Raw genomic sequence first — 24,233 nt, 5'->3', positions numbered from 1 at the left:
CGCCGGCACTTCCCTGGCCGGCGACCGCCGCCTCCTGCTGCCAAGACGACCGGCAAAGGAGCCGCCTCGTGACTGTGACCGCTGCGCCAACCACGCCCGCTCTAGCAGGACTGGGCTGGCGCCTGGGCGCCCTGTACGGGCCCGCCATCTACGGGATCAGCGCCGCTGCCGTAGCGCTCCCGGCGGCCGCCGCCGGACTGCACACCACTGGATCGGCGGCGGTGTGGATCCTGACCATCCACGCTCTCGGACTCGGCATCGGCACCGCCGTGGCCGGACGAGCCATCGACATCTGGGGAGCCCGCTGCGTACTCGCCCTCGGGGCTGCCCTCCTCGCCGCCGGCACGATTGTCTGTGCGACCGCGCCCACCCTCATCGTCGCCGTCGCCGGTCGCGCAATGATCGCCGGCGGGTCCGGGACGATGACCGCCACCGCGCTCACGCTCGCCGCCGGCCAACCCGGGCGGCAGCGGCCGATGGTGTTGGCGCGGCTCGGCACGATGATGGCCCTGTTCTCGGCCACCGCGCCGCTGGCCGGAGCACTCGTCACCGCCGCGTCGTGGCGAGCAACGCTGGTGCTGCCCGCGCTGTCGCTGGTGACGCTGCCCTTGTGCTGGCCGCTGACCCACCGGCCGCGCATCCCAGGGCGCGTCGACGGACTGGGCGCCGGGCTGCTGGTACTCGCTGCAGCCGGGCTGCTACTGACGATCCAATCCGCCACCCTGCACATCCCACAACCCGCCGTCATTGCCCTGCTGGCCGGCACCTGCGCGCTCGGAGTCCTGCTGGTCATCCACAGCAGGCGTCACCAAGCGGGGTTCCTACCGGCAGCCGTCATCGGGAGTCGACGGTTCTGCCTCGCCGGGCTAGTCGGAGCCGGCGTGTACGGCGGGCTGTTCGCGGCCGTCTACGCGGTACCGCAGATGCTGACCCGCCTCGGCTACAACAGCCAGGGCGTCGGCCTGCTGCTCCTACCCGGCGCAATCGCCGCGGCGCTGATGGCCCGCCTCGCCGCCACCGCCATACGCACCCTGCCGCCGCAGCGCGTACTGGCCGGCGCAGCCGCACTGTTCAGCGCCACCATGCTGCTCGCCGCTGTCACCCAACGGCCAGCGGTGCTCGCCTGCGCGGCCACGGCCGGCTTCGCCGCCTTCGCCATCGCCCAAGTGACCCTGACCGCAGCGATCTCAGCGCGCACAGGCCCTCCGGCGCAGGCCGGCGCCGTGGGCCTGCTCAACCTCATCTTCTTCACCGGAGGAGCGCTCGGGTCAGCAGGCTGCGCCACTCTATGGCACCCGCTCGGGCTACCCACCGCGCTCGCCGCCACCGCCGTACTGCCGGCGATAGCCACTGCGATGGCCTGGAGATGCCACCTCTGACAGACGCCCCAGGACATCACCCAGCACCCCTACGTGATAGCCGCGCACCTCCCATCCTTGGCCTCAACAGGAGCGAACAATGACAGCAAACCCCCTCAACGAACCTGCCCAAGACCCTCAGCTCGACGCCCTCCTACGCCAGCTCAACGCCGCGCAAGCCACGAACATCGGCTTCCCCGCAGCCGTCGACATCGACTACCGCAACATGGCGCCACTGCTCACGCACCTGCTCAACAACGACCCCGACCCCGACGCCGACGCCACCCACCCCAACCACGCCAAACACCTCGAACGCGAAGTGCTCGCCTTCCTCGCCGGCCTGTTCCGCGCACCCGAGCGCTGGTGGGGTTACATCACCAGCGGCGGCAGCGAAAGCAACCTCTACGCCCTGTACCTGGCCCGCAGCCGTTACCCCGACGGGGTCGTCTACCACTCGACCGCCGCCCACTACAGCGTCCCCAAAGCCGCCCATTTGCTGGGTATGACCACGATCGTCGTCGACAGCCAGCCCAGCGGGGAGATCGACTATGACCAGTTCGCTCGGCTCGTGCGATGGCACGGCGACCGGCCCGCCATCGTCGTAGCCAACATCGGCACCACCATGACCGAAGCGATCGATGACGTCGGACAGATCCGCGCTGCGCTCGACCGCATCGGGATGACCCACCGCTACATCCACAGCGATGCTGCGTTGGCAGGGATCCCACTAGCAGTCGCCGACGACCCACCCGGATTCGACTTCGCCGACGGCGCCGACAGCATCTGCGTCAGCGGCCACAAATTCCTCGGCACACCGCTGCCCTGCAGCGCAGTCATAGCCCCGCGACGCCACACCGCTTATCTGGACCAACTCGTCTCCTACACCGGGTGCGCCGACGGGACCATCACCGGCTCCCGCAATGGCCACGCCGCCGTCATGATGTGGAGCGCCATACGTCGCTATGGCCGCGACGGTCTGCGAGAACGAACGTACGAGGGTCGCGAATTGGCTGCCTACGCCTGCCGCCGCCTGCGGGAGATCGGCTGGCCGAGCTGGCGCAACCCCGAGGCCATGACAGTCGTCCTGCGTACTCCTCCGCCAGCGGTCCTGAAGCGGTGGCCGCTTCCGACCAGTGGTGGGTGGAGCCATGTGATCTGCATGCCAGGGGTCAGCCGAACCCAGATCGATCAGTTCGTCCACGACATCGTCGATGCCACGCCGCCGCATGATGCTGTGATCGAGGAAGCTAGCGTCGGCACCTTGGGTGGCCCGGCTCCAAGTGGGGCGTCCAGACTGCAAGTCGCGCCGATGGAGGCGCGCTGAGGCCAGGTCCAGTAGGTCGAAGCGGCAGGCGGTGTGTTCGTCGCCGGATCACTCGCCTGGGGCATGATCGTCGACAAGTTCCGGCCCGACCGGTGGGAAGTCATCGGCGCCGGCATCTGCCTGATCGGCGTCGCGTTGATCATGATCGTGCCCGTTTCCGCCGGTGGCTCCTGACCAGGGCCGTCGCCCGCCCCGCATGTGCGAACTGTTCATCGGTGCCTCAAATGCAAGCCAGTCGCAGCAGCGGCACGTTGCCATCACACAGGCGTTGGCGGCGCTACGACCGAAAGTGGGTTGCTCAGGCGCCCCAGACCGTTTGCGGTGCTGCCTCCGGCCGACGCACCTGCGGTGGTCGCCCTGATTCCTCAAACCTCCTCTGTCTACCACCGGTGAAGCCGACGATTGCAAGATGTGGGAGAGGATCGAGGTGCCGTGCGTCGGTGGTCCGGTGGACGGCCGGTCTCTTCGCGTACCGCTCGACGACGATGGCGTTCCCCCGTCGCAGATTGATCAAAGCTGGCTCTGGGTGGAGTACGGAGGCGAGTTGCTCGACCTCGATATGAACGGGAAGTACGAGCTGGAGCCGGTCGCCGGGGATGGTCCGCCGTGGGTCTACACCTGGATCAAGTTGCCACCTGGACGAGCGCCTGCGGCTTCGTCGTGAGGACCGCCGGGAGGCGTTTGCCGGGTCAGCCGAGGACGACCTCGTGGCGGTATGCCTGCACCCGAGCGCCGTCGGCCAGCACGACCTCAACCCGACCAATGCTGTCGGGCTGCCTGCCCACGGCGTGTACCGGCTTGCCGGCATGCTGATCCGCCCGATCGTGGTTGTGCTCGGCGCTGTCTGGCCGGAAGACCCAAACCAGGCTCACAGGATGACCGGACACCAACACCCCCAGGGATAGCACACGTGTTCGAGCGCTGATTCTAGTCACACCGGATCCGGCTGGAGCTTGCGACACGTCGCCGTGCGCTCCCGACCGTCGGCGGTCCGCCTGGAGGAGGCGCAGGTCAGCGGCGATCATACTGGCCTGCCGATTGGCTTGTTCCCCCTCGCGGCGGGCGAGGGCAACGCTAGTCGCCCCTACGGGGCGGGGCTGCCGGAACCAGACGCCGATCCAACCCGCCAACAGCGGGCCGCCGGATGGCCAACTGCTGATCAAGATCCCCGGAATCGAGTGACCGTCTCTGAGCTGTAGAGCCCCAGGGTACTAAGCACGTCACCTGTCGTCGGACCTTGACCGCGGTTGCCCGTCAGCGCCCGCGGGATCGGGCACGTAACCGGCACGGCCGCAGCTCGTCCCTTTGCCAAGCTCTGTAGCGGGTGACCCGGCCGGTCTGCGTCGTCGGCGCGATTGCCGGCCGGGTGGCACCTGCTGGTTAGGAGGCGCAGGTGTTAAGCATGCTCTGTAGCGCGGACTTTTCCGAGGACTGCAGGGTGAGGCTCCAGTTGTACTTCACGGTGATCCACATCTTGCTGTAGGTGCATCAGTAGGACGACAGGGGCGGCTGCCAGGTGGAGGGGTCCTGGTCGCCCTTGGCCTGGTTGACGTTGTCCGTGACCGCGATCAGTTGTGGGCGGGTCAGGTCGTTGGCGAAGCTCTGCCGGCGGCTGGTTGTCCAGGAGTTGGCGCCGGAGCGCCAGGCCTCCGCCAGCGGCACGACGTGGTCGATGTCGACGTCGGAGGCCGCGGTCCAGGTGGCGCCGTCGTACGGGCTGTACCAGCGGCCGGAGGTGGCGGCGCAGGAACTGTCGACGACGACGGAGGTGCCGTCGCGTTTGAGGACCTGCTCACGGGTGTTGCAGCTACCACTGATCGTGATCCAGTGCGGGAACAGGTCACGGGAGTAGCCGCTGGTCGAGCCTTGTGTCGCCACGGTCAGGGCGTTGAGCTGTGACTGCGCTGTTGCTTTCGACGGGATGCCGGGAGGCGTAGCCGAGGCCGGTTGCGCGGTCACGGCGGCCAGGCAAGTCCCCGCGAGGGCGGTGACCGCGAGGACCGCAGCGCGGTGCATGACACGCGGGAAGGAAGTGCCAGGGGACGTGATCGGCATGAGCGGCGACCTTTCGTCGTTGGATGGACGGCAACCGTCTCTGACGATCATGACAATCGATGGTCATGCTCGTAAAGGATGCCGGCCTGGGCATTGACCGTTCGGGATCCCTTGGCGCCCGCACTCCTCCTGGCAGGTGACCGGCCTATCCAGTGCTGTGCATGCTGGTGTCGTCCTCGGCGCCAGCTCCGACCCGGAGCGGGATGCGGTCACAGGTTGTCCGGTGCTGTCATCTAACGCCAAACCGCGTCGCCTCACCGGGCTAGGCGTGGTCCGTCGAAGAGGCGGCAGCCGTGATTTGCTGACGGTGGCGGCGTCAGCCGGTGCCGCTGCGTCTGTCCTCGAAGGAGTGGCCCATGGCTACCGTGTCTGTCCTGTTCGTTGGCGGCGTTGCTGACGGAGCCATCCGAGACATCCCCGCACAAGCCGATGGAAGCCCTCCGCACGTCTGGCAACTTCAGCAACGCAACGAGGTGACTGCTACTGGCGTAGACGTTGACCATCTCTACGAAGCCGCTCCCACGCCTGGCGATGACGGGTTGTGGATCATGCGCCACGTCCGCAGCAACCCCGCCTGAGAAACCCAGAGCCGATAAGTGCTATCTCTTCCAGAATGTCTGTGACCCGATATCAGCGCACGTGACTTGTCAGGTGCGAACGCGGGTGCAGCTCGCCGTGCTCCCGACCACCGCTGACCTACTTTCCCCTGTCGTCGGTCGCCGCCTCGCGTCTGAGGTCAGGTCCGATCAAGCCTTGCCGGTGGCCGCCCGGCCGGATGTGCACGCTTTCGCCCTCTATTGTGATCAGGTCGGCGTCATTTCCGCCGCTGGCAATCGGGTCCCAGGCTCCGTGTAGGGTGACCGTCGGCGTGGTGAAGGTTAGGTTCTCGGCCAGATAGAATATATAACGTTCGTGGCCCTGTTCCCACAACCCGTCGCTGCTTTGCGGGTAGCTGTCGAAATCGACCTCGTTGTATTGCGGGTCTAGCAGGTGCACGAACGCCTTTTCGGCGTCCTTGGTGACACGTTTGCAGTAGGTCTTCCATTCCTCGTTCGAGGGATGGCTGAACGTATCGCCCGGTTCCAGCATCCGCACCGTCATTGGTTGGACGCGCAAGGGGAAGAGGTGCATCTCGTCAGTGACTCTGGAACCGGGAGTGCGCGGCCACTCGTTGGACAGGATCTGTTGGCGCTTGCGGTGCGCGCGCTGGAAGAGTCGCTGGTAGGTGTCGGCCTTCGAGGCGATGCCGACGTATAGCAGTTCGTAGGTGGCAAAGTCGCGCCAGCCATGGAAGCCGAGGATGCCGGGGAGGCGATGACTCCGATTGTAAATGAGCTTCTCAGTGCTGAACCACTCGAACAACTCGGCCGTGCCCGCGTCTACATCCTCGGGCGTGCTGTCATAGAACAGCAGCGCCTTCTCGTTCCATAAAATGGTGATTTCACCATTCTCTGGGTCGATGCCGTCGATGTTGGAGGCGAGGTGCGACGGATGGAGGGTTACCGAGTCGCTGATCCCCGTCCCGGTGCTGATCTTTAGATGCAGCAGACCATCGCTATCGTGGTGAAACTCGGAAAACTTCGCCTCGGCGCGCATGGCGATCATGTAGAAATCGCTGTTGCGCAGCCGGTCGACGACCCCCTGCTCTGAGATAACCCACTCGGCTTCCTGGTTGGAAACCGGCGGGTACGCCAGTTGTAACGACGCCACCATCCCGTTCATCGCCAGCACGTGTGCACTCTAGTTGATTTCGTCAATGGCTGTCGGGGTGGTGGAACCTGTTCGATTGCACCGAGCGAGTGATCAAGAAGGCGAGAAGCTAGCACCGTCTGGCCCGTCGCGTGCCGGTTCGACGATCCGGCTGCGTCGGGCGATGATCGTACTGGGTTGGGCGGGCGGCACAGCGTGCCGGTTGTCGCCGCTCGGTCTAGGTTGTGTCTCGCGGATCATGAATCTCGCTCGTTAGGCCCTGTGTGGCACGAGGAGATCTGACGAACCACGAGTGGGCTGTGCTGGCGCCGCTGCTGCCGACGCAGCCCGTTCGCGGTAACCAGTGGCGTGATCATCGGCAGGTCATCAACGCGATCTGCTGGGTCAAGCGGACCGGTTCGCCGTGGCGTGACCTGCCCGAACGGTATGGGCCGTGGAAGACCGCGTACCAACGGTTTCGCCGCTGGGCGGCCGACGGCACCTGGGCCAGCCTCAAGACGCACGTCATCGCGTTGGCCGAACTCGATGACGACATCGACTGGGACGCCCAGGTCGACGCCACCATCGTGCGGACCCACCAGCACGCGGCGGGTGCCCGAAAAGGGGGCTGAGCAGTACCGACGCGCGGGCAGCGCAAGCCATCGGCCGGTCCCGCGGCGGACTGACCACGAAAATCCACACCCTGGCCGACGGACGAGGCCGGTCTCTAGCTAGCCGCATCACCCCAGGTCAGGCAGCCGACACCCAGCAATTGATCCCCCTGCTCGACCAGGTCCGGGTACCCAGACCCGGCCAGGTCGGCAGACCACGCAAACGACCTGACTCCGTCACCGGCGACAAGGCGTACTCCTCACGAGCGAACCGCAAGGCCCTGCGAGACAAAGGCATCACCACCGTCATCCCCGAACCCAACGATCAGATCGCCAACCGGAAGCGGCGAGGACAACGCGGCGGCCGACCACCCACCTTCGACCCCACCGCCTACAAGCGCCGCAACCAGGTCGAACGCGGCTTCAACCGACGCAAACACTGGCGCGGCCTCGCCACCCGCTACGACAAACTCGGCTCTCACTACCAGGCCACCATCGACCTGGTCGAAACCCTCGACTGGCTACGCGCCGTCCCCGACCACCAAGATCTACGAGACAGAACCTAGGCCGACGAGGACTCGGTGCAGCTGGCACGAGCGCTACGCCGGGTCGGCAGTGGTGATGGCGTCAAGTGCGTCCGCGAGTGCGATCGGGTTCAGCCCGAGCAGCCGCAACACATAGGGCGGGAGAAGGGCGAAAAACAGGTGGTAAAGCCCGTCGGGTTCGACTTCCTGCAACCACGTCAACTGCCGTGCTTGCCAGAGCAACATCACTGCGGTGCAGGCCGTGCCGTGCGGTGTGGGTTTTCCGTGAACGGCGCTCTGGATCTCCATGCGCATGGCGCCGAACGCAGTCGCGATCATCCATTGCAGGACAGCGTCGCCCAGCGTGCCGGTCGCGAGTTCGACCTCCACCGTATCGCAGAGGTTGAGCGCCCAACTGCGGCGTTCGACGGCTGCCATCCAACCGGCACGCAGCCGCTCCAGCGTCGACTCCTCAACGACACGGCGTAGCTCGGCTCGGACGTCTCCGGTCGGCAAGAGTGTGTTCCCTGCTTCGTCGGCCAGCTCGGTGGCCTGTAGCCCGTCGGGAAACTCGAGCATCGAGGCGCCGGGCACAGCCGCGCCGGCAGGGCTCATCGACCGCACGAGCGCGGCCATGCCGGTTCCGTTCAGTTCGGAGCCGTCGAGTGCCACGGTCGTGGCCATCAGCTGGAAGTCGGCCGGGGTGAAGGGCTCTGCGAGCGCGGGTCCTTTGTCGAAGGAAAGCAGCTCAGCGGGGGCGAATGAGATCCCGGCGGCTTTGATTCGAGCGTCGATGCGGCGTATCCGCCGGGGGATCAGCGCGGTGGCGCCCTGGCCCGGAAGCCGCGTCGCCGCGTTCTGCGCTAGGTCGCCGACGTCCTCACCGCCCGCGACGGGATCCGGCAAGGCGAGGGCGACAGCGGAGAGGAAGGCGGCTCGGACGGTCGGCTCAGGCACCGTGTGCCCGTCGGCGAACGCGCGCAGGGCTACGTCGTGAGTGCGCTGGCCTCGGCGAGCGTGGCGGCCGAGCCAGGTGACCAAGTCGGCCGCTCCGTGCGCGGGCTGCGAGGAACTCCCGCCGAAGCCCTGCCTCATGGGCGTGTTGGCGGGAAGCAGACCCACGCGTCGCCAGTGCTCGAGCTGCGTATTGGTCACGACGACTTCCTGTTTCCGGGCGTAGTCGATCAGCGCCTGGTCTGCAGGGCTTGGTGGCTTCCGGGGCACGCCGTCGAAGATACGCGGCTGAGTGCCCACAGCCCCGCAAACTCGTCCGGTTTCGGGACCGGTGGCGGTGTTCTCCTGATCGTGCCGCGGCCACCAGGGTGGCGGTGATCCCGGACGAAGGAGAGCCCGAACCATGTCTCGCCGCGGAACGCCAACCCGCAGGAAGCCGCTCCGTCGGCGTCTGCCTTCTGCTACCCCGAGCATGCGCCGAGCCGCAGGCCGCCGAACCACGGTCATCGGTGGTCTTGCCCTTGGGGCGGTCCTGGCCGGTCTGCTCGCCGCTCACAGCTCGTCGTGGGCCACCGGCATCGAGACGGCGCTGGCGGTCGCCGCCGCCTGTGGCGCGTTCGCCGCGCGTCCGCCCCGCTAAGCGTCGCGCGCTTACCTGCCTGACTGTGATCCACAGGAAGTGTCACCCCCTGCTGTTTCACTGTTGGCAGACCGTTAGGGAGAGGTGTGTTCGGGTGAACCAAAGCCTCGCTCCGGATGAGCGGCGTGACAGCGCGCTCGGGACGTCGGCCGAACAGCCGTGCCCCTGTCACCCGGAGCCGATGATCGGTGCCGACCGCCGCCGAACACAGCCAGCGTCGGGCAGGCGGTTGGCGGCGGAACGTTGCCCGCTGTTCCCGAAGGCCAGGGCGATCGCTCGGCGGCCGTCTGGGTTGAAGTCCAGTATCGTGAGCGGCCGGTCCGCACGAGCAGGTCGTTCCTGGAAGGAGCGTGGGCGGTGCGTGTGATTGCCGGCCGGTATGCCGAGATCGCGAACACCCGTCGTGTTGGTGGTCAGGCGGAGGTCTTTCAAGCCTCCGACTTGCATCAGGGCGGCAGGCACGTGGCCGTGAAGCTGGTTCCCGCCACTTCCGATGAGATCTACCGCATCTACTTTGAGCGGGAGACTGCGGCGCACCACAAGCTGGACCACCCGAACATCGTGTCGCTGCGGGACAGCGGCACCGACCACGGCGCGGGCGTGTACTACGTGGTGCTCAGCTGGGTGCCGGTGTCGCTCAAGGACTGGCTGGCAATCGCGCCCGAGACTCCCGGCTGGGACGATGTTGCTGAGGTTATCGCTCTGCCGTTGGCGTCGGCGTTGGCGCACGCACACTCGATGGCAGTGCTGCACCGCGACATCAAGCCCGGCAACGTGCTGTGGGACGGCGAGAAGCCGTTGCTCGCCGACTTTGCCTTGAGCAAGATCAAGGACCAACTCGCGGGCGCGACCGACGCAACGGTTGCCGGGATGACCAGCGCCCCGTGGGCGCCACCGGACCTGGCCTCGCGCGGCTCGACCAGGTTCGACGTCTACAGCCTGGCCGCGACACTGCTGCAATGCGTCACCGGCTGGGAGCTACGTGATTTGCCAGACATCAGCCGAGCGCTCGACGAGGCCGACCTGCCGCCCGGTGTACTGGCGCTGCTGCAACGCTGCTTGGATGTCGATGCGGCCAAGCGGCCGGCCGATGGACAGCAGTTTTACCTTGAGCTGCAGGCCATTCAGGCGGCGCGGAGCGAAAACTGGCATGACCAGAAGGTGCTGTCGTTCGAGCTGTCCGGCGCGGCGCGCCGATCATTGGAGGAGGCCGGTGACGGCCGCTCGGCCGAAACCGTCATCGCGGGGCTGCTCGGCGCGGCCACCTACGTACTGCCCCGGTTGAAGAGCCTCGGCGGCGGGCGCATGGTGCTCAACGCCGACGAGTTCCGTCTTGTCGGTGACCAGGTCGAGCTGGTGCTGGTCTTCAAGAACCGTCATCAGCTGCTCTGTACCCGGGCGGCGATCAAGGACTTCGACGAGCTGGAACGCTGGCGCCAAAACGACGACACGATCGTCCTGGACAGCCGCGACTACACCTGGACGGCACAGCGGCCAAATAACCCGCAGAGAGCCGCCGCAGCCGCCGACGAGCTGCACCTGCTGCTGGAAAAGGCTGTCCAGGACGCCGGTGATCGCAATAGCGACACCTTCAAGCAGGCACGGATGACCAACTGGTCACAGCTGATCGAGGCCAAGGAAGCGCTGGAGAAACGCCTCGAAGAACCCATTAACTACACGCGGGTCAGCCGCGACGGCGCCCAGTTCGACCTGCAGACAACGACCCCGCTGACGGGCGCCTTCCTGGACCAGGAGCGCATGGCCCGCCCCGTCGACGAGCCCGCGGTCCGGGGCGCCGCAGTGACGATCGCCGAGGTCGACGGCACGGACATCACGGTGCGGGCGACCCGGCCCGGCGACGAGCTGCCTGTCCACGGTGTGCTGGTGCGCGACCGCACGCCGTCGCAGGCCGCGATCCGCCGGCAGAAGACCGCTCTCGCCGCCCTGCGCGACGGCAGCTCCGCCCGCCCGCACCTGCGTGAGCTGGTGCTGGACCCGTCAGTGGCGAGCGCGCCGGAGCCGGTGGCATTCGAGCCGCTACGCCCGGATTTCGACGACGACAAGAAATTGGCCGTCTCGCACGCGCTCGGCTCGCCGGACCTGTTCCTCGTCCAGGGCCCACCCGGCACGGGCAAAACCTCGTTCATCGCCGAACTCGTCCACCAGCACCTTGCCGCACGGCCCGGTGACAAGATTCTGCTGGTCAGTCAGATGCACGTCGCAATCGACAACGCGATCACCCGGCTGTACCGCTCCGGCGTCACCTCCGTCGTGCGTCTATCGAGCCGCGACGACAACGTCGACCCGGACGCCGCGCACCTGCTGCTGTCGAACAAGCTGCGCGCGTGGGCAGATGAGATCCGCGATCGCGCCCGCACCGGCATGGCCGCATTGGCCGATCGCGAGGGTGTGCACATTGACCATCTGTCCCTGGCACTTCGTGCTGAGGAAGCCCTGGCAACCCTGCGGCAGAAGACCGAGACCGCCGAGTTGCTTGGCCCACTCGATGACGGCGACCGGCTCGACAACGAAGACCTGCCCGAGGAACGCGCCGAGCTGCTGGCGGACTATCGACGCGCCGTCGAGCGCGCCGACACCGCGGCCGCTGGGGTCCGCACCGCAGCCAGGGCCCTTGAGGTCGCCATCGCGGACGAGCTCGGGGAACCGGAGCTGGAGAAGCTCGTCGCCGGCCTGCTGGACGGACCCGGCGCCGGGCCGCGGCTTCGGGAACTGCTGCGGACACAAGGTGACTGGCTGGCCAGCCTCAACGACCCGCAGACCGCTGAACCAATGTTCCTGCCCACTCAGAGCGTGGTCGCCGGGACCTGCATGGGCTTCTTGGCCAACCCGCACATCCAGAACATGCAATTCGATCTGTGCATCATCGACGAGGCGTCCCGGGCCACCGCCCCTGAACTGCTGGTGCCGATGACCCGGGCCAAGCGGTGGGTGATGGTGGGCGACACCAAGCAACTTCCACCGATGGTCGAGGAGGTGTTCGAGTATCGAGACCTGGTCGACACGTTCGACTTGGACAAGGTGTTCCTTACCTCGTCGCTGTTCGACATCCTGCTCGGCGAGGCACCTCCGGCCTGCACGGCCAGTCTCGTCACCCAGCACCGCATGGCCGAACCGATCGGCGAGCTGATCTCGCAGGTCTTCTACGCCGGCACCCTCGTACATGACCCCGTACCCGTCCTGGCGCCCGAAACTGTTGACGACAGCGACCGGCTGGTGTGGTTCTCCACCAGCAGACGCACCAACCGCCGCGAGGACGCCCGCCGCGCCGGCAGCGCGAGTTCCTCGAACAAGCACGAGGCGGCGAAGGTCGCCGACCTTGTCGCACGCCTCGACACCGATGTCCAAGCCGGCAAGTACGCCCGCACCGACGGCGCTAAGCTGGAACTGCTGATCCTTACCGGGTACCGACGGCAATGCACCGAGATCGAACGCGCGCTGCGGCGCCTCACCCTGCGGCACGTCGCCGTCCAGGTCAAAACCGTCGACGCAGTCCAAGGGCGCGAAGCCGACGTGGTCATCTTCTCCGTCACGCGCAGCAACCTCACTGGCGAGCTCGGCTTCCTCGCCGACCGATACCAGGGCCGTGTCAACGTCGCCCTGTCCCGCGCCCGGGAACTGCTCTGGATCGTCGGTGATTCCGAGTTCTGCAGCAGCAAACAAGGGCCCCTCAACCGGGTACTTAGCCACATCACGACCACCGGCGGAAGGGTGCAGTACCTGTGAGCCGCGATATTTTCGCCGACGCCGCCCGGCGCCACGCCCACGCGCTGCCGGGACACACTTTGCTCGCCGCGGAGCCGTGCGCCATCCCCGCTTCCGTGCTGACCGTCGACGTTCTGGTCGAGCAGTCCGAAGACCTCGAAGCCGGCCAGAAGTACACCCTGCGCGCCCTGCTTGGGGGCATCGACACCGTCGAAGACCTGCAACTGTTTCTCGGCCTCGACGACGGCGACACCGGCCGTGCCGTCGCCGGCCTCCTCCTCGCCGAGTACATCACCTATCAGCCACGCGCCGACGGCGGCCTGCGGCGCCTACAGCTGCTGCCCGCCGGGCAGGAAGCCGCCCGCGACGCCCAGCTACGCCGCCCGATGCCCACCACCATCCCGGTCGTCTACGACCGCCTCACCGGCACCGTGACCGACTGGCGACGCAACTCCCTGCGCCGCTCGAACCAGGCGAAAGGCGATCCCGGGCGGCTCCTGCTGCCACCGGCGAGCAGCATGCCGGTCCGCACCGTCGACCTCAGCATCGCCGCGCTCACCAGCACCCTGGACCGGCGCAGCCGCGACGGTGCACGCCTGCTCGGGATCAGCGGTGTCACCGAAAACCGCAACTTCTACCACGACGCCATCCTGCTCGTGTTCAGCGACGATGAGACCCGCCAGATACGCCTCGGCGTCGACGTCGACGGCAAGTGGAGCGAACCGCACACCGCCGCGCTGGAGAGCATCGGCGCCGTCGAACGCCTGCGGCTGTCGGCCGCACCGGTCGAACACCCCCACGCACCCGTCACCGACCCCGGCGAGCGGCTGAGCAGAGCAGACGTCCTCGCCCTCCAAGCCGCCGGAGACGATCCGGACGGCGACGGTGCGAATGCCGCGTTGAACCGGGCGGCGATCCGCTGGCTGGGCGTGTACGAACACCCGGCCTGGCTCGATGCCGCCCTCGCCACTTCACGGCGGCGGCTGCTCATCAGCAGCCCACAGATCCGCACGGCCGTCGCGTCTAGGCCGTGGATCCGCGCCCTGGAGAAGCTGTCCCACACCGTCGACGTGACGATCGTGTGGGGCTCCGGTGACAACGACGGAACCGACCGGGAAGCCCTCGACGCCTTGCACGCAGCCGCGGGCCGCGCCAACCGCCTCGCCGTCGTACAGGTCGCAACCACCCCGCAGAAAGTGCTCATCAGCGACGGCTACTACATCATTACCAACTTCAACTGGCTGTCATTCCGTGGCGAGCCGTCACGCATCTACCGTCCAGACGACGGCGAACTCGTCCAGGACCAGGCACTAACCGACCGCGCCTACGACACCTACCTAACTGAGGCATGCGCCAACGCGGTCGAGGTGGTCGGCACCCTCCCCTCCAAATACCGCGGCGAGACCAGGCCATACTCTGATGCCACCCCGACGAACCACCACATCCCACCCAGCAGCGGCAATGAACGTAAGCCCGGCCGGCCGACGGCGCCATCGAGGGCAGAACGACGCCGGGAAGCACTCAGCAAGCTCGAGGCAGGCCAGACCGTCACAGGACCGGTGAAGCGCCTGACGTCCTTCGGTGCCTTCGTCACCCTGGGCGAGATCGACGGCCTGATTCACATCTCGCAGATGGCACATCACCGTGTCGAGCACCCGTCCGAGGTCGTCAACGTGGGTGAGACGGTCACCGTGCAGATCCTCGGTGTCGACATCGCGCGGGAGCGGGTATCGCTGTCGCTGAAGGCTGCGACCTCCGCCAGCTCCGAAGCGAGCCGGCCGGTATCTGAGTCGCCAACCTCGCGTGGAAAGACGCGGCGCTCCCGTTGATATAGCCTCAGCGCCGTTCTCCCCTGGCTGGCGAGGCGCTCGGACTCCACGCGGGCAGTCAGCCGACTGGGGGCGTTCGCTGTGCTACAAACTGCCCCATTGCTCCACGCACCGGGCCTGCACCGGTCGGCACGATGACGTCAGGGCAGCACACCGCGCAGCGCCTGCGTCGCGGTGCGTTCGGGCCGACGACCTATGGGACTCGGGCGTTCCACTCCTGACGGTGGGGGCAGCCCGCATCCAGAGCCCTTGCTGCGGTGTCGATGCTGTTCTCCAAGGAGCTGCAGCCCACGCTGTGGGTCCGGCCGTTCGTCTCAACGAAGGCGTCTTCGCGGCCGACTACCTCTAGGTATCGCTCTAGCAGCGATCGCGTCTCGGCAGCCCACCGGGCGTACTGCTTGCAGCGAACGCACGCTGCCCGTCCGCCGAAACTGCCGCCGCAACCACAGGCGCCACAGCAGCTACACGGGGTGCAGGGATGCGCGACTCCCTCGGCGTCCACGATGTGGCGGACAGGCGCTGCCGTTACGTCGCAGCGACTGTGAGGGGGGCTCGGTTGGCGGATCCGGCTCAGTGGTGGCGGGACAACTCATGTCTAGTCGCTCTTGTCTCTTCCCGTTCGTCTCGATGGCTCGGCGTAACCCACGTTCAGCCAAGCTTCCTTAGTGATCGGTGAGCCGTAGCCGGCACAGGGCTCTGGTGGGGTGAAAATCGCCAATCGCCGTTCGGTGCGGACGTTTGCCATGGTGGTTCCGGAAGGCAGGCTGTCCAACGGTGGAAGGTCGCGAATCTGCTGCTTGACTTCGGTGGATGCAAACAGTGCCTTCACGACCGCGTCAAGGACTCGGTCTGCCAGCTCGTCGGATGTAAGGTCTTCCGCGTCCCGGGCGGCGGTGGCTGCGGCGGCCCGCATGGGTGCCATCACTGCGTCAGGTAGCACGGGCTCTCGTGCCGTCATGGTTTCCCCAATCATGAAGCCGGTGGCCAGAGTATCGCTGGCTGCCTCGTGCCGTTTGACGGTGCCTGTGGATCTACTTCGCGCTCTCGTCTCTACGTCTGCCCCAAAGTGGAAGACCGCCCCGGATGGCTGCGAAGGCCGCCGCAGCTGCGGTGACGGGCTGTCACGAAGTCAACGACCTCTTGGCCGGGCATGCTCCACTGATCTCGGCGACCGCGAAGCGCGGCTCGCGCAGCTTGTCATGGGCGGCGGCCAGCCGTGCCGCGGACGTCAATTATCGATCTCGCGAGACTGCTGCGGGAAGGGGTCCTCGTGCTCAGTGCTACGGGGTTGAGGTGCGCCGCCGCGTGGGGCCGCCTCATCCGCCGGCAGCGGGAGGATGTTATTGACCGTGTCGGTCAACTTCTCGACGTGTTCGGCGATCCGTTGCACGTAGCCGAGGACTTCGCGGGTGAGCTGATTCGTGGACGGCGTCCGCGCGTGTTCGGCCTGCGCGACGAGGCTTGTGAGGATGGCGCCGACCTGGTGATCGGTTGGCGTAGCGGAGTACAATACGGGTGAGGACATGGTCTGGGCTCTTTGGCTCAGGTTGTGGGGGTCGCGTTCGCCATCTGGTGGAGCGGCCCCACTCGCGTTTAGGCGAAGTTCGGTGCCCGTGCTGGCTTCGAGGATGGTGGCGACGTCGGCTATCCGGTTCCACCATTGCGGTTCGTCGGTGCGGATGGCGCGGCCTGCGGACCATGCGACGGCGTCAGCCATCCAGAGTCCGGGGTCGTTTCGGCCTTCGACGTGGATGAGCCGCATGCGGTGGCTGATTGCCCCCTGGTCGAGGAGCCGGCGGTACGCCCGGATGTCGTTGCGGTCGATGCTCGGCAGCCGGCTGCCGGTTTCCCGGGCGCCGCGCCACTCTGCGGGACTGCCCCGCGTTTCCAGATACACGTCGCGGACTCGCTGCCCGTTGAGGTAGCGCAGGAGCCGCTCGATGCTGAGTTGTCGGGCGTGCTCGCGTTGTCTTTCCAGGTGTGCGTGTATGTGGCGTGGGTTGTTCGGTACGGCGGCCACGTTGCCGGGGTTGATGGGGACTTGGGCGGAGACGACGGACCAGCCCGCGTGTTCGGCTACAACGTCGAGCATCGCTTCGATCACGCCGACGTGCCCGCGGTGGTACAGCACTGTGGAGTGGTAGCCGTCATGGATGCCGGCGGCTTCTTTCGCGGCGGCCTCAGCGTCGGGGACGGCGTCGTGGTCGATGATGACGGCGGCCATCAGGTAGGCGCCCGGTGAGGTGCGTTGCTGAAACCAGGACTCGTCGACGAACGCGCTTGGGTGAGTGGCCATCAGTCAATCTCCGCTTCCTCTGAGGTCCTGAGGTCAGGGGCGGTGGTGCGGTCCCGGGCGGCGGCCGCGTGCTGGGGCAGGTGCTCGGGGATGGGTGTGGTGTGTGGTTGCGGGCGGGTTTCGTCGATGGCCCGGACTCGCGCGGTGGTGGTGGCGACGGCGTCGGTCAAGGTGGTCCGACGGGTGGTGGTGCGGCGGGCTTGTTCGGCTGCGGCGGCGAGTCCGGCGTAGCGCGTGGGCAGGGCGCTGGTGTACCAGCGGCTCCAGGTGCGGTGCCGGGATTCGAGGTCGGTGACCCGCGTTTGGCGCTGGTCGATGACCTCGCGCAGGCGGGTCATGCTCTCCCGAAGACTGGCGGCCCGCCCGGTGGCAGCGTCGACCCGCTGTTGATTTTCGCGCTGGGCAGCGAGGATCCGGGTGCGCGACGGCCCGCGTTGCCACCAGCGAGGGCGCAGTTGTTGGGCGTGGGCGGTAGCGCGCTGGCCGGCGCCGTCGACGGCGGCGAGGAGGAGCGCGAGGTCGTGGTGGCGCTGCTCGACGTCGGTGAGGGTGAGGTGCGCGTCGCGCAGTTGGTCAGCGACGTACGGCGGCGCGGCGGCGTCGGCGGTGCGTTGCGCGGTGATGAGTCGTGCGAGTTCGCCATCGTCGGTGGTGGTGAGGCGGCCGGCGAGGGTAGCGGCGCCGACGACGATGCGGGCGCGGTGCCAGGCGTTCCAGCGGGCGATGTCACCGCTGGAGGGTTCCGGCCCGATGGGGTGGTCGCTGGTGAGTTGGTACCGGTCGCGGTAGGTGGCAAGGACCTCGGCGCGGGCTAGCCATTGGTCGCGGCCCGCTGGATCGTCGGGGACGTCGCCCAGGGCGCGGGCCCAGGCGGGCTGCTGTGCGGCGGCGAGGTCGGCTAGGGCGCGGACGCGGCGGTCGCAGATGCCGGCGACCTGGCGCAGGGCGTCTCCAATGTCGCCGGTGAGGTTGGCGGGCATGCGGTCGGTGTAGGTCGCGGCGAGGTCTGGTGTGGTGGCGATGGTGGGGTCGGCGGTGGCGCGGCCGATGATGCGGTCGATGCGCCAGGACAGGACCGCGGCGATGTCGTCGGCGGAGTCGATTTCGCGGGGTCGGATGGCGCGGCGCAGCACGTCGGTGGGGTCGTGGCCGGCTTCGCGCAGGGTGGTGAGGCGGGCGATGAGCGCGGGCAGCGCGAGGTCCTGGGCGAGCCGGTCTGCCAGCTGCGGGCCGCTGATCTGCCGGACGATGGCGAGGTATTCGGGGATGCGGGCGCGGGCGGACAGGTCGTCGTAGATCGGCGTCCAGGCGTGCAGCGCGTCGACGTCGGCCCAGAGGTGTTGTTCGGTTTCGGTGGCGGAGCGGTCGGGTGTGGCGCGACGCATGATGTCGGCGAGGACCGCGATGCGGGCGGTGGGCGTCTGGGGTGGCGTTCCTTCCCGGGGGTGGTCGTCGGTGACGACGTATGCCTCGTTGAGGGTGGTTCCGCGGGTGAGCATGACGTAGAGGCGGGCCAGGGAGGTGTTGTCGTCGACGAGCGCTCGGGCGGTGTGCACGGTCTGGCCTTGGACGGAGTCGACGGTGAGGGCGTAGGCGAGTTGGACGTGCTGTGCGGCGTACGCGGCGGGCAGCATGGCGGTCGCGGTGGTGCGCAGGTTGGTGACCTGTACCTGTCCGGTGGCGGTGATGGCCTGGATGCGCCATTGGTCGCGGTTCGCGACGTAGGTGCTGCCGGCGCTGATGCGTCGGTCGTTGCGGCGGGTGACGATGATGTCGCCAACGCCGGCTGAGTTGCCGTCGTGCAGCCGCACGGCGGGGCCGGCTCGGACGAGGCCGGCGTGGATGAGGATGTCGCGGGCGCGACGGGCGATGTCGGCGGCTTCGTCGGCGGTTTCGACGAGGATCATGCTGCGGTGCTCGGTGGTCATGTCGGCGGCCCACCGGTCGAGCATCTGGCCGACGAGCTGCGCCCGGTGACCGCCGACGAGCCGGCCTCGGCGGTCGTATTCGGCGAGGACAGTGAGGTCGCCGCCGCGCAGCCGCAGCGACGCCGCTCCTTCCCACGGTTGGGTGAACCGGTGGACCTGGGAAAGGTGGGTGGTGGCGCCGAGGCTGTCGAGGTAGCGGAACAGCCCGCCGGGTCCGATCGCGGAGATCTGCTCGGGGTCACCGACGAGGATGAGTTTGCCGTTGACCTTGTCGAGGTGGGTGACGAGGCGGGCGAGGTCGTGGCTGGACACCTGCGATGCCTCGTCGATGATGACCCACTGCCCGGGTCGAAACTGCCAGTCTGCGGCGTTGGTGCCGGGTGGCGGCCGGTGTTGGGCGTGTAGCCACCGGGCGATGTTCTCGGTCCGCAGCGCCTGTCCGGGCGCGGCGGTGGCGTCGGCGAGCAGCTGGGCTGCGGACTGTCCGACGGTGAGGCCGAGCACCGGCACACCGGTCTCGCGGGCGGCGGTGACGACGGCCCGTTGCAGGTAGGTTTTGCCGGTTCCGGCGGGCCCGACAACACCGGTGACCCGCCGGTCGTCGCTGACCAGCCAGCGCAGCGCGGACTTCTGCTCGGGAGACAACCGCAGCGCCGCCGATGCGGTGGTGATCGCTGCCGCTGGGGCGGGGATGGCTCCGCGGCGGCCGGCGTAGGTGAGGACTTCCTTCTCGGCGGCGAGGACCGTGTGAGTTGTCATGTGCAGGCCACGGTGCCGGGTGTATTCGCTGTGCCGGTCGCTGCCGCGCAACAGGCTCGGCCCCCACTGCACGAGCGCTGGCGGTGTGAGAACCCGCAGTCCAGCCATACCTTCGGCGATGGCTTTCCCGGCAAGATTCTGCACCCGTTGCCAGTCAGCCTGTGGTGACTGGCCGGGCGTGATGTCGAGGACACGACCGATGGCCAGCTCGAGGTGCTCGCGGCCGAACACGGCCCGCTCCTGGCCGAGGGTGCGCACGGCGCGAGCGAGCGCGAGGCGCACGTCGGCACGCACGGCCGCGTCGACGAGGCGGTCGTGGTCTGCGGCAGGGACACCGAGCTGCGCGGCGACCGCGCGGAGCGCTTCTTCGTCGACGCCGTCCGGGTGTAGCCGGTATGCGCGGCGAACGATCTGTCGTGCGGTGGCGGTGGTGGCGTCACGGGCGGCGCCGGTGAGGATGGCGCGTACTTGCGCGGCGGTGTCGAGTCGTGCGGCGCGGTCCTCGGCCTGCCAGCGTTGCACGGCCTGGTGGGTGGACTCGGCGCCCTTGTGCGGCCGGCGGGTCCGCAACGTGGCGTCCTGCGCGCGGCGCCGCCACTGCGCGGCCACTGATCGCGTTGCCGGGCCCTGCCGGTCGACGCGGCGGTTCATCTCCTCGGTGATGGCGCCCCGCCGCTTGCCGTAGTGGCGTAGTGACGCCTCGCTGAGACCTGCGATCTCGCGGATCCCGGAGTCATCCCGGGCGGCGAAGGCCACCCCGAGGCGGCGGTGAAGTTCGACTTCCACGGCGCGTTCGTAGGCGACCCGGGCGCCGATCGAAGCGCGGTAGAAGGCCTTGCCGTCGAGGGCGAGCCACTGCGGATCGCCGTCCGCAGTCACCGTCTTGACCTTGCTGGAGACGACGACGTGCGAATGCAGCTGCGGGTCGCGCTCGCGGCTCATCCGGTGGTCGAAGACCAGCGCCGCCAAACCCGCGGTGTCGAGCTGACGGACGCCGCCCGCGCCAGCGCGGGCGAACGCACCATGGCGCTGAAGGTGATCGAGCAACGACCGCACCCCGGCGTGATGGGCAGCCACGACGTCCTGCTTGACCGCGTCGTCGCCGAACGCCCACAAGAGCGATACGGACTTAACCGGGGAGACAGTGACGTCGTATGCGGATACGGCCCGCCGCTCGGGCGCGTTCATGATGTCGTGCCATACCTTGTCGCGCTGCTCCACCCTGGCATCGGCGGGCAAGTGGGCCAGGGCCCGCTGGACGGCCTTCTCGCGGTACTCGTCGGTCATCGGCGTGTAGATCCGCCATTTCTGCCCGAGTCGATAACCGGCGCGCGGGTGTCGTCCTTGGCCAATGAGATACCGCATTTGCCGCTCGTTGACCCAGCCGGCAACGCCAAGGACGGCGGCGCCGTCACCGGCCCACCAACCAGGGCTCTCCCCCCGCGCTGTGTGGTCGATGTAGTAGGGCGTCGGCCCTCCACCGCCCAGTACGCGCAGGTCATGGCGGCCGGCGGCGACCTGCTCCATGACGTAGCGGTAGCCGTCGCCGGGCGAGATGCGCGTGACGGACAACATGACTCGACCGTAGAAGATCAACTATTCGAGTGGCGGTGGAGAATGCAAGGGGGTGTGTCCCCCGTAAGCGAGCAAGAAACGAAGCGGGAGCCGTTTAGGCAGGCCACAGAGCGCGTAGCTAAGGATGAACGACCGGGCGGGGAAGATGACGAATTGCGGCCAGTATCGAACGAATAGACGAATTGACGTGCTGCGTGATCTGGTGAGGTGGCGCGGGTGGTCGCTACGGTCGGGGAATGGCCAGTAAAACGGGGAATGATGCAACGTTGGCGCTGCGGCGGCGGCAGGAATTGGAGCTGCGCGCGGTGCGGGCGGTCGAGAAGGCCGCCGGGACGGTCCAGGACGCTCAGCGGCGTCGGAGTGAGGCTGTCGCGCGGCTGGATCAGGAGGTCGGCGCGGCTGCGGCGGTGCATGGGTTGGCCGTGGCGGTCCTGGCGACCGTGTTGCGCGATGACCGCTTGGCGGCGGAACTGACCGGGGTGGACGTGGCGCGGGTGCGGGCGTATCGGCGTGGCGCGGATGGGGCTGCGGTGCGGGCTCGGCTCGGTGAGTTGGGCGAGGTGGTGCCTCGTCGTCGGCGTACGGCTGTCCCGGTGCCCGGGAATGCGGGGCCGGCTTCGGCTGGTGATGTCGCGCGCGGCGCTCTGTCCTGAAGTGGTGACGCTGGCCGGTTCGGGCGAAAGCCCGAACCGGCCAGCGTTGCGGGTGCGTGGTTAGGTCCAGTCGAGTCCGCATCCGGTGCAGACTAGAACCGTTCCTTCGCCTACCCACTGCATGAGTTCGTCGTCAGTGGCGGCGCAGTGCTCGGGGATGGCGGCGGGCCAGTTTCCTTGGATGACCAGGTGGCCGGGGTAGACCGATCCTCGGGTTTGGCTGCCGTGGAACCTGACGGGTGGCCCGGGGTGCGGGTCGATTAGCGGGAGCGTGGCGCGGTGGCGCAGGGCGGTGCCGGTGAGGTCGGTCGGGGCTGCGGGCGGTCGCTTCATGTGCACGGCGCGGCGGTACTGGGTGAAGTCTTTGAAGGTGGGCGCGGCCAGTTCCGCACGATCGATGAGCGCGAGCGCCTCGTAGGGCTCGGCGGCCTGGTGATGGTGAAATGCGGCGCGTAGGTAGGCGTCAGCCCGGGTTATGCGGGCGGCCTCGCGGTTGATGCGCTCAGCGAAGGTGACGCGAGGCGCGGTAAGCGTGTCGGGGTTGGCGTCGAGGTGAGCGGCTACGGCGTTCCAGATTGTGGGGCGGCCGTACTTGTCGGTCAGCGTTTGAAGGTGGCCGTCTGCGATGTGGCGGACGGCTTCGTTTTTTCCTCCGCCCATTGGGCTGCTGTAGTAGTTGGGTGCCCAGTCGTCGCAGACGTGGGCGATCATGACGAGTTCGGGGCGGGTCAGTCTCATGCGGGTGCCTCTCGTATGGCGCGAGGGTTTGCGCTGCGGGATACGGCAGCGGGCGACGGGCGCGGAAGCCGGCGGCGGCGCGCTCGATGCGCGTCGGTGACGTCTGGGGGGTGCGCTGGCCTGGTCGCTTCAGCGGCGGCCGGGCGTTGCGTGTGCAGACGTTTTGGCGATGTTGCGTCGTGACTGAGTGACGTTGGCCGGTCCGGGTTCCCCTCGGACCGGCCAGCGTTACGGGGTGCGGTGCTTAGGTGCAGTCGAGCCCGCACCCGGTGCAGACGAGTACCGTTCTGTCGGCGATCCAGGCGGTAAGTCCGTCGGCGGCGGTGCAGTGTTCGGGGATGGCGGCGAGCCAATTGCCCTCGATTACGGGACGTCCGGGGTAGACCCATTCCTGAAGGTGGCCGCCGTGGTGCATGACGGGCGGCCCTGGATGCGGGTTGGCCAGTGGCAGGGTGACGCGGAGGCGCAGGTTCGCGTCGGTGAGGTGAGCACGGGAGAAGGCCGGCGTCTTCCTCTCGACGGCTCGCCGGTACTGGCTGAAGTCCTTATAGGTGGGTGAGGCCATCTCTGCCCTGTCGATGAGCGCAAGCGCCTCGTAGGGCTCCGAGGCGGTGTAGTGGCGGTATGCGCATTTCAGGTAATGGACGGCGTTAGCGTCACGTTCGGCCTGACGGGTACGGCGTTCCCGGTGGCTGATGCGGGGCGCGGTGAGGTCTTCGGGGTGGGCGTCGAGGTGCGCGGCGACGGCCCGCGCGATCGGTTCTCGGCCGTGGCGCGCGGTGAGCGCTTCTAGGTGGTGGTCCGTCAGGTAGCGAACGGTCATGTTCCTGGGCATGTTCACTGGCGCGGCGGAGTAGGCGGCGGCCCAGTCCTGGCAGACGTGGGCGATGGTGACCCGATCGGTGCGGCTGAGGGAACTCAAGGTTCTGCCTTCCAATGGCGATGCGACGCGGGGTGAGAGACGGGCGGTAGCCGGCGGCGGCGCGCTCGATGCGCGTCGGTGACGTCTGCGGTGCCGTGCCCGGCCGCCTCATCGGCGGCCGGGCGATGCGCGCAGGTCAGACGTGTTGGCCGAGCAGGCGGCCGGGGTCGCCGGTGGTGACCCATCCGGCGGCGTCTCCGAACAGCCGTCCAGCGCGATGGGCGAGCGCGGCGGGGTACACGTCGGGGCGCTGTACGTGGTGCTTGCCGTTCTGCCACAGGTCGAGCAGCAAGGCGGCCAGTCGCAGCGTGGCGCGCATCCGGCCCGGGTTGCAGGCGTCGCAGCAGTGCCGCCGGGCGTATTTGATCAGGGCAACGGTGGCCGCGCGTAGTTCGATGGCGGCGGCGGTGCTGCGGGTGGGTGTCGCAGGCCATGCGGGGGCGTGCTCACACAGGTGCAGAAAGGTGATGACCTCCGCCATGCGGCGGCGAGCCACGTCGAGCAGGTGCAGGACATATCGGGTGTGAGGGTCGGACGGAAGGGCCGGGAGCGCGACGGTGGGAGCAGTCAGCGTGGGCATCGTGGGACTCCTCGCATGGGGTTTGGTGGGTGTCCGACAGGGGTTCGCTGTCCCTTTCGAACAACTATTACTATA

Annotated in this window: 16 protein-coding genes and 3 pseudogenes; 9 read left to right on the top strand and 10 right to left on the bottom strand. The window is 67.9% G+C overall.

From position 1 onward, the window contains the following. Positions 1 to 68: 68 nt before the first annotated feature. The 4 genes and pseudogenes from QCZ28_RS12765 to QCZ28_RS12750 all read left to right on the top strand — a co-directional run bounded on the left by QCZ28_RS12765 (position 69) and on the right by QCZ28_RS12750 (position 3,346). Positions 69 to 1,379, top strand: a complete 1,311-nt coding sequence (locus tag QCZ28_RS12765; RefSeq protein WP_279516859.1) for an MFS transporter — start codon at positions 69 to 71, stop codon at positions 1,377 to 1,379. 79 nt (positions 1,380 to 1,458) lie between these two features. Beyond that, entirely contained in the window at positions 1,459 to 2,682 is a 1,224-nt protein-coding gene (locus tag QCZ28_RS12760; RefSeq protein ID WP_279516858.1) for a histidine decarboxylase, read from the top strand. Positions 2,683 to 2,697: 15 nt separating this feature from the next. After that, positions 2,698 to 2,856 (top strand): annotated as a pseudogene (locus QCZ28_RS12755) (hypothetical protein); the annotation flags it as partial. 235 nt (positions 2,857 to 3,091) lie between these two features. Then, positions 3,092 to 3,346 (top strand): hypothetical protein, encoded by a 255-nt coding sequence (locus tag QCZ28_RS12750; RefSeq protein WP_279516857.1) that lies wholly within the window; start codon positions 3,092 to 3,094, stop codon positions 3,344 to 3,346. Between the two features lie 25 nt (positions 3,347 to 3,371). Here QCZ28_RS12750 and QCZ28_RS12745 read toward each other — a convergent pair whose 3' ends face one another. The 3 genes and pseudogenes from QCZ28_RS12745 to QCZ28_RS12735 form a co-directional block, all read right to left on the bottom strand. Further along, on the bottom strand, positions 3,372 to 3,575 hold the full coding sequence (locus QCZ28_RS12745) for a hypothetical protein (RefSeq protein ID WP_279516865.1): 204 nt from the start codon (positions 3,573 to 3,575) through the stop codon (positions 3,372 to 3,374). Positions 3,576 to 4,062: 487 nt separating this feature from the next. Next, positions 4,063 to 4,737: pseudogene (locus QCZ28_RS12740) on the bottom strand (HNH endonuclease family protein). A 696-nt stretch (positions 4,738 to 5,433) separates the two neighbouring features. After that, the gene (locus tag QCZ28_RS12735; RefSeq protein ID WP_279516856.1) at positions 5,434 to 6,468 is read right to left on the bottom strand and encodes a hypothetical protein; all 1,035 of its coding nucleotides are present in this window, start codon (positions 6,466 to 6,468) and stop codon (positions 5,434 to 5,436) included. A gap of 242 nt (positions 6,469 to 6,710) precedes the next feature. On the opposite strand from QCZ28_RS12735, the pseudogene QCZ28_RS12730 reads away from it, so the two are divergent. After that, positions 6,711 to 7,603 (top strand): annotated as a pseudogene (locus tag QCZ28_RS12730) (IS5 family transposase). Positions 7,604 to 7,636: 33 nt separating this feature from the next. Here QCZ28_RS12730 and QCZ28_RS12725 read toward each other — a convergent pair. Then, positions 7,637 to 8,785, bottom strand: coding sequence for a hypothetical protein (locus QCZ28_RS12725; RefSeq protein WP_279516855.1), 1,149 nt, complete (start codon positions 8,783 to 8,785; stop codon positions 7,637 to 7,639). A 202-nt stretch (positions 8,786 to 8,987) separates the two neighbouring features. On the opposite strand from QCZ28_RS12725, the gene QCZ28_RS12720 reads away from it, so the two are divergent. The 3 genes from QCZ28_RS12720 (at position 8,988) to QCZ28_RS12710 (ending at position 14,707) form a co-directional block, all read left to right on the top strand. Further along, positions 8,988 to 9,155, top strand: coding sequence for a hypothetical protein (locus QCZ28_RS12720; RefSeq protein ID WP_279516854.1), 168 nt, complete (start codon positions 8,988 to 8,990; stop codon positions 9,153 to 9,155). Between the two features lie 357 nt (positions 9,156 to 9,512). Then, a complete protein-coding gene (locus QCZ28_RS12715) occupies positions 9,513 to 12,899 on the top strand; it encodes a serine/threonine-protein kinase (protein ID WP_279516853.1) in 3,387 nt (1,128 codons plus the stop codon). After that, positions 12,896 to 14,707, top strand: a complete 1,812-nt coding sequence (locus QCZ28_RS12710) for a S1 RNA-binding domain-containing protein (RefSeq protein WP_279516852.1) — start codon at positions 12,896 to 12,898, stop codon at positions 14,705 to 14,707. Before QCZ28_RS12715 ends, QCZ28_RS12710 begins: the two co-directional genes overlap by 4 nt. Before the next feature lie 595 nt (positions 14,708 to 15,302). On the opposite strand, the gene QCZ28_RS12705 is transcribed toward QCZ28_RS12710, so the two are convergent. The 3 genes from QCZ28_RS12705 to mobF all read right to left on the bottom strand — a co-directional run bounded on the left by QCZ28_RS12705 (position 15,303) and on the right by mobF (position 21,265). Beyond that, complete coding sequence (locus QCZ28_RS12705) at positions 15,303 to 15,620, bottom strand: hypothetical protein (RefSeq protein WP_279516851.1); 318 nt, start codon at positions 15,618 to 15,620, stop codon at positions 15,303 to 15,305. Between the two features lie 315 nt (positions 15,621 to 15,935). Next, a complete protein-coding gene (locus tag QCZ28_RS12700) occupies positions 15,936 to 17,003 on the bottom strand; it encodes a hypothetical protein (RefSeq protein WP_279516850.1) in 1,068 nt (355 codons plus the stop codon). Further along, positions 17,003 to 21,265 carry a MobF family relaxase gene (gene mobF, locus QCZ28_RS12695; RefSeq protein ID WP_279516849.1) on the bottom strand — a complete coding sequence of 1,421 codons (4,263 nt, stop codon included), beginning with the start codon at positions 21,263 to 21,265 and terminating at the stop codon, positions 17,003 to 17,005. Before mobF ends, QCZ28_RS12700 begins: the two co-directional genes overlap by 1 nt. A gap of 266 nt (positions 21,266 to 21,531) precedes the next feature. Between mobF and QCZ28_RS12690 the strand changes: the two genes are divergently transcribed. Continuing rightward, entirely contained in the window at positions 21,532 to 21,918 is a 387-nt protein-coding gene (locus QCZ28_RS12690) for a hypothetical protein (protein ID WP_279516848.1), read from the top strand. A gap of 60 nt (positions 21,919 to 21,978) precedes the next feature. On the opposite strand, the gene QCZ28_RS12685 is transcribed toward QCZ28_RS12690, so the two are convergent. The 3 genes from QCZ28_RS12685 to QCZ28_RS12675 form a co-directional block, all read right to left on the bottom strand. Beyond that, positions 21,979 to 22,656: a hypothetical protein gene (locus tag QCZ28_RS12685; RefSeq protein ID WP_279516847.1), complete on the bottom strand. Its 678-nt coding sequence runs from the start codon at positions 22,654 to 22,656 to the stop codon at positions 21,979 to 21,981. Positions 22,657 to 22,900: 244 nt separating this feature from the next. Beyond that, positions 22,901 to 23,578, bottom strand: coding sequence for a hypothetical protein (locus QCZ28_RS12680; protein ID WP_279516846.1), 678 nt, complete (start codon positions 23,576 to 23,578; stop codon positions 22,901 to 22,903). 136 nt (positions 23,579 to 23,714) lie between these two features. Further along, positions 23,715 to 24,158, bottom strand: coding sequence for a hypothetical protein (locus QCZ28_RS12675; protein ID WP_279516845.1), 444 nt, complete (start codon positions 24,156 to 24,158; stop codon positions 23,715 to 23,717). Between the last annotated feature and the right edge of the window lie 75 nt (positions 24,159 to 24,233).

It is taken from the genome of Micromonospora sp. DH14, from assembly GCF_029809455.1.
In the GTDB taxonomy this organism is placed as follows: domain Bacteria; phylum Actinomycetota; class Actinomycetes; order Mycobacteriales; family Micromonosporaceae; genus Micromonospora; species Micromonospora parva.
The sequence above is the reverse complement of the archived record's forward strand: the minus strand, read 5'-3'. Positions and strand labels throughout refer to the sequence as shown.

Bases quoted from the DNA above. Each gene is read 5' to 3' on its own strand.
- QCZ28_RS12760 (WP_279516858.1), top strand. From the start codon at position 1,459: ATGACAGCAAACCCCCTCAACGAACCTGCCCAAGACCCTCAGCTCGAC.
- QCZ28_RS12750 (WP_279516857.1), top strand. From the start codon at position 3,092: ATGTGGGAGAGGATCGAGGTGCCGTGCGTCGGTGGTCCGGTGGACGGC.
- QCZ28_RS12720 (WP_279516854.1), top strand. From the start codon at position 8,988: ATGCGCCGAGCCGCAGGCCGCCGAACCACGGTCATCGGTGGTCTTGCC.
- QCZ28_RS12705 (WP_279516851.1), bottom strand. From the start codon at position 15,620: ATGCGGGCCGCCGCAGCCACCGCCGCCCGGGACGCGGAAGACCTTACA.
- QCZ28_RS12700 (WP_279516850.1), bottom strand. From the start codon at position 17,003: ATGGCCACTCACCCAAGCGCGTTCGTCGACGAGTCCTGGTTTCAGCAA.
- mobF (WP_279516849.1), bottom strand. From the start codon at position 21,265: ATGTTGTCCGTCACGCGCATCTCGCCCGGCGACGGCTACCGCTACGTC.
- QCZ28_RS12685 (WP_279516847.1), bottom strand. From the start codon at position 22,656: ATGAGACTGACCCGCCCCGAACTCGTCATGATCGCCCACGTCTGCGAC.
- QCZ28_RS12675 (WP_279516845.1), bottom strand. From the start codon at position 24,158: ATGCCCACGCTGACTGCTCCCACCGTCGCGCTCCCGGCCCTTCCGTCC.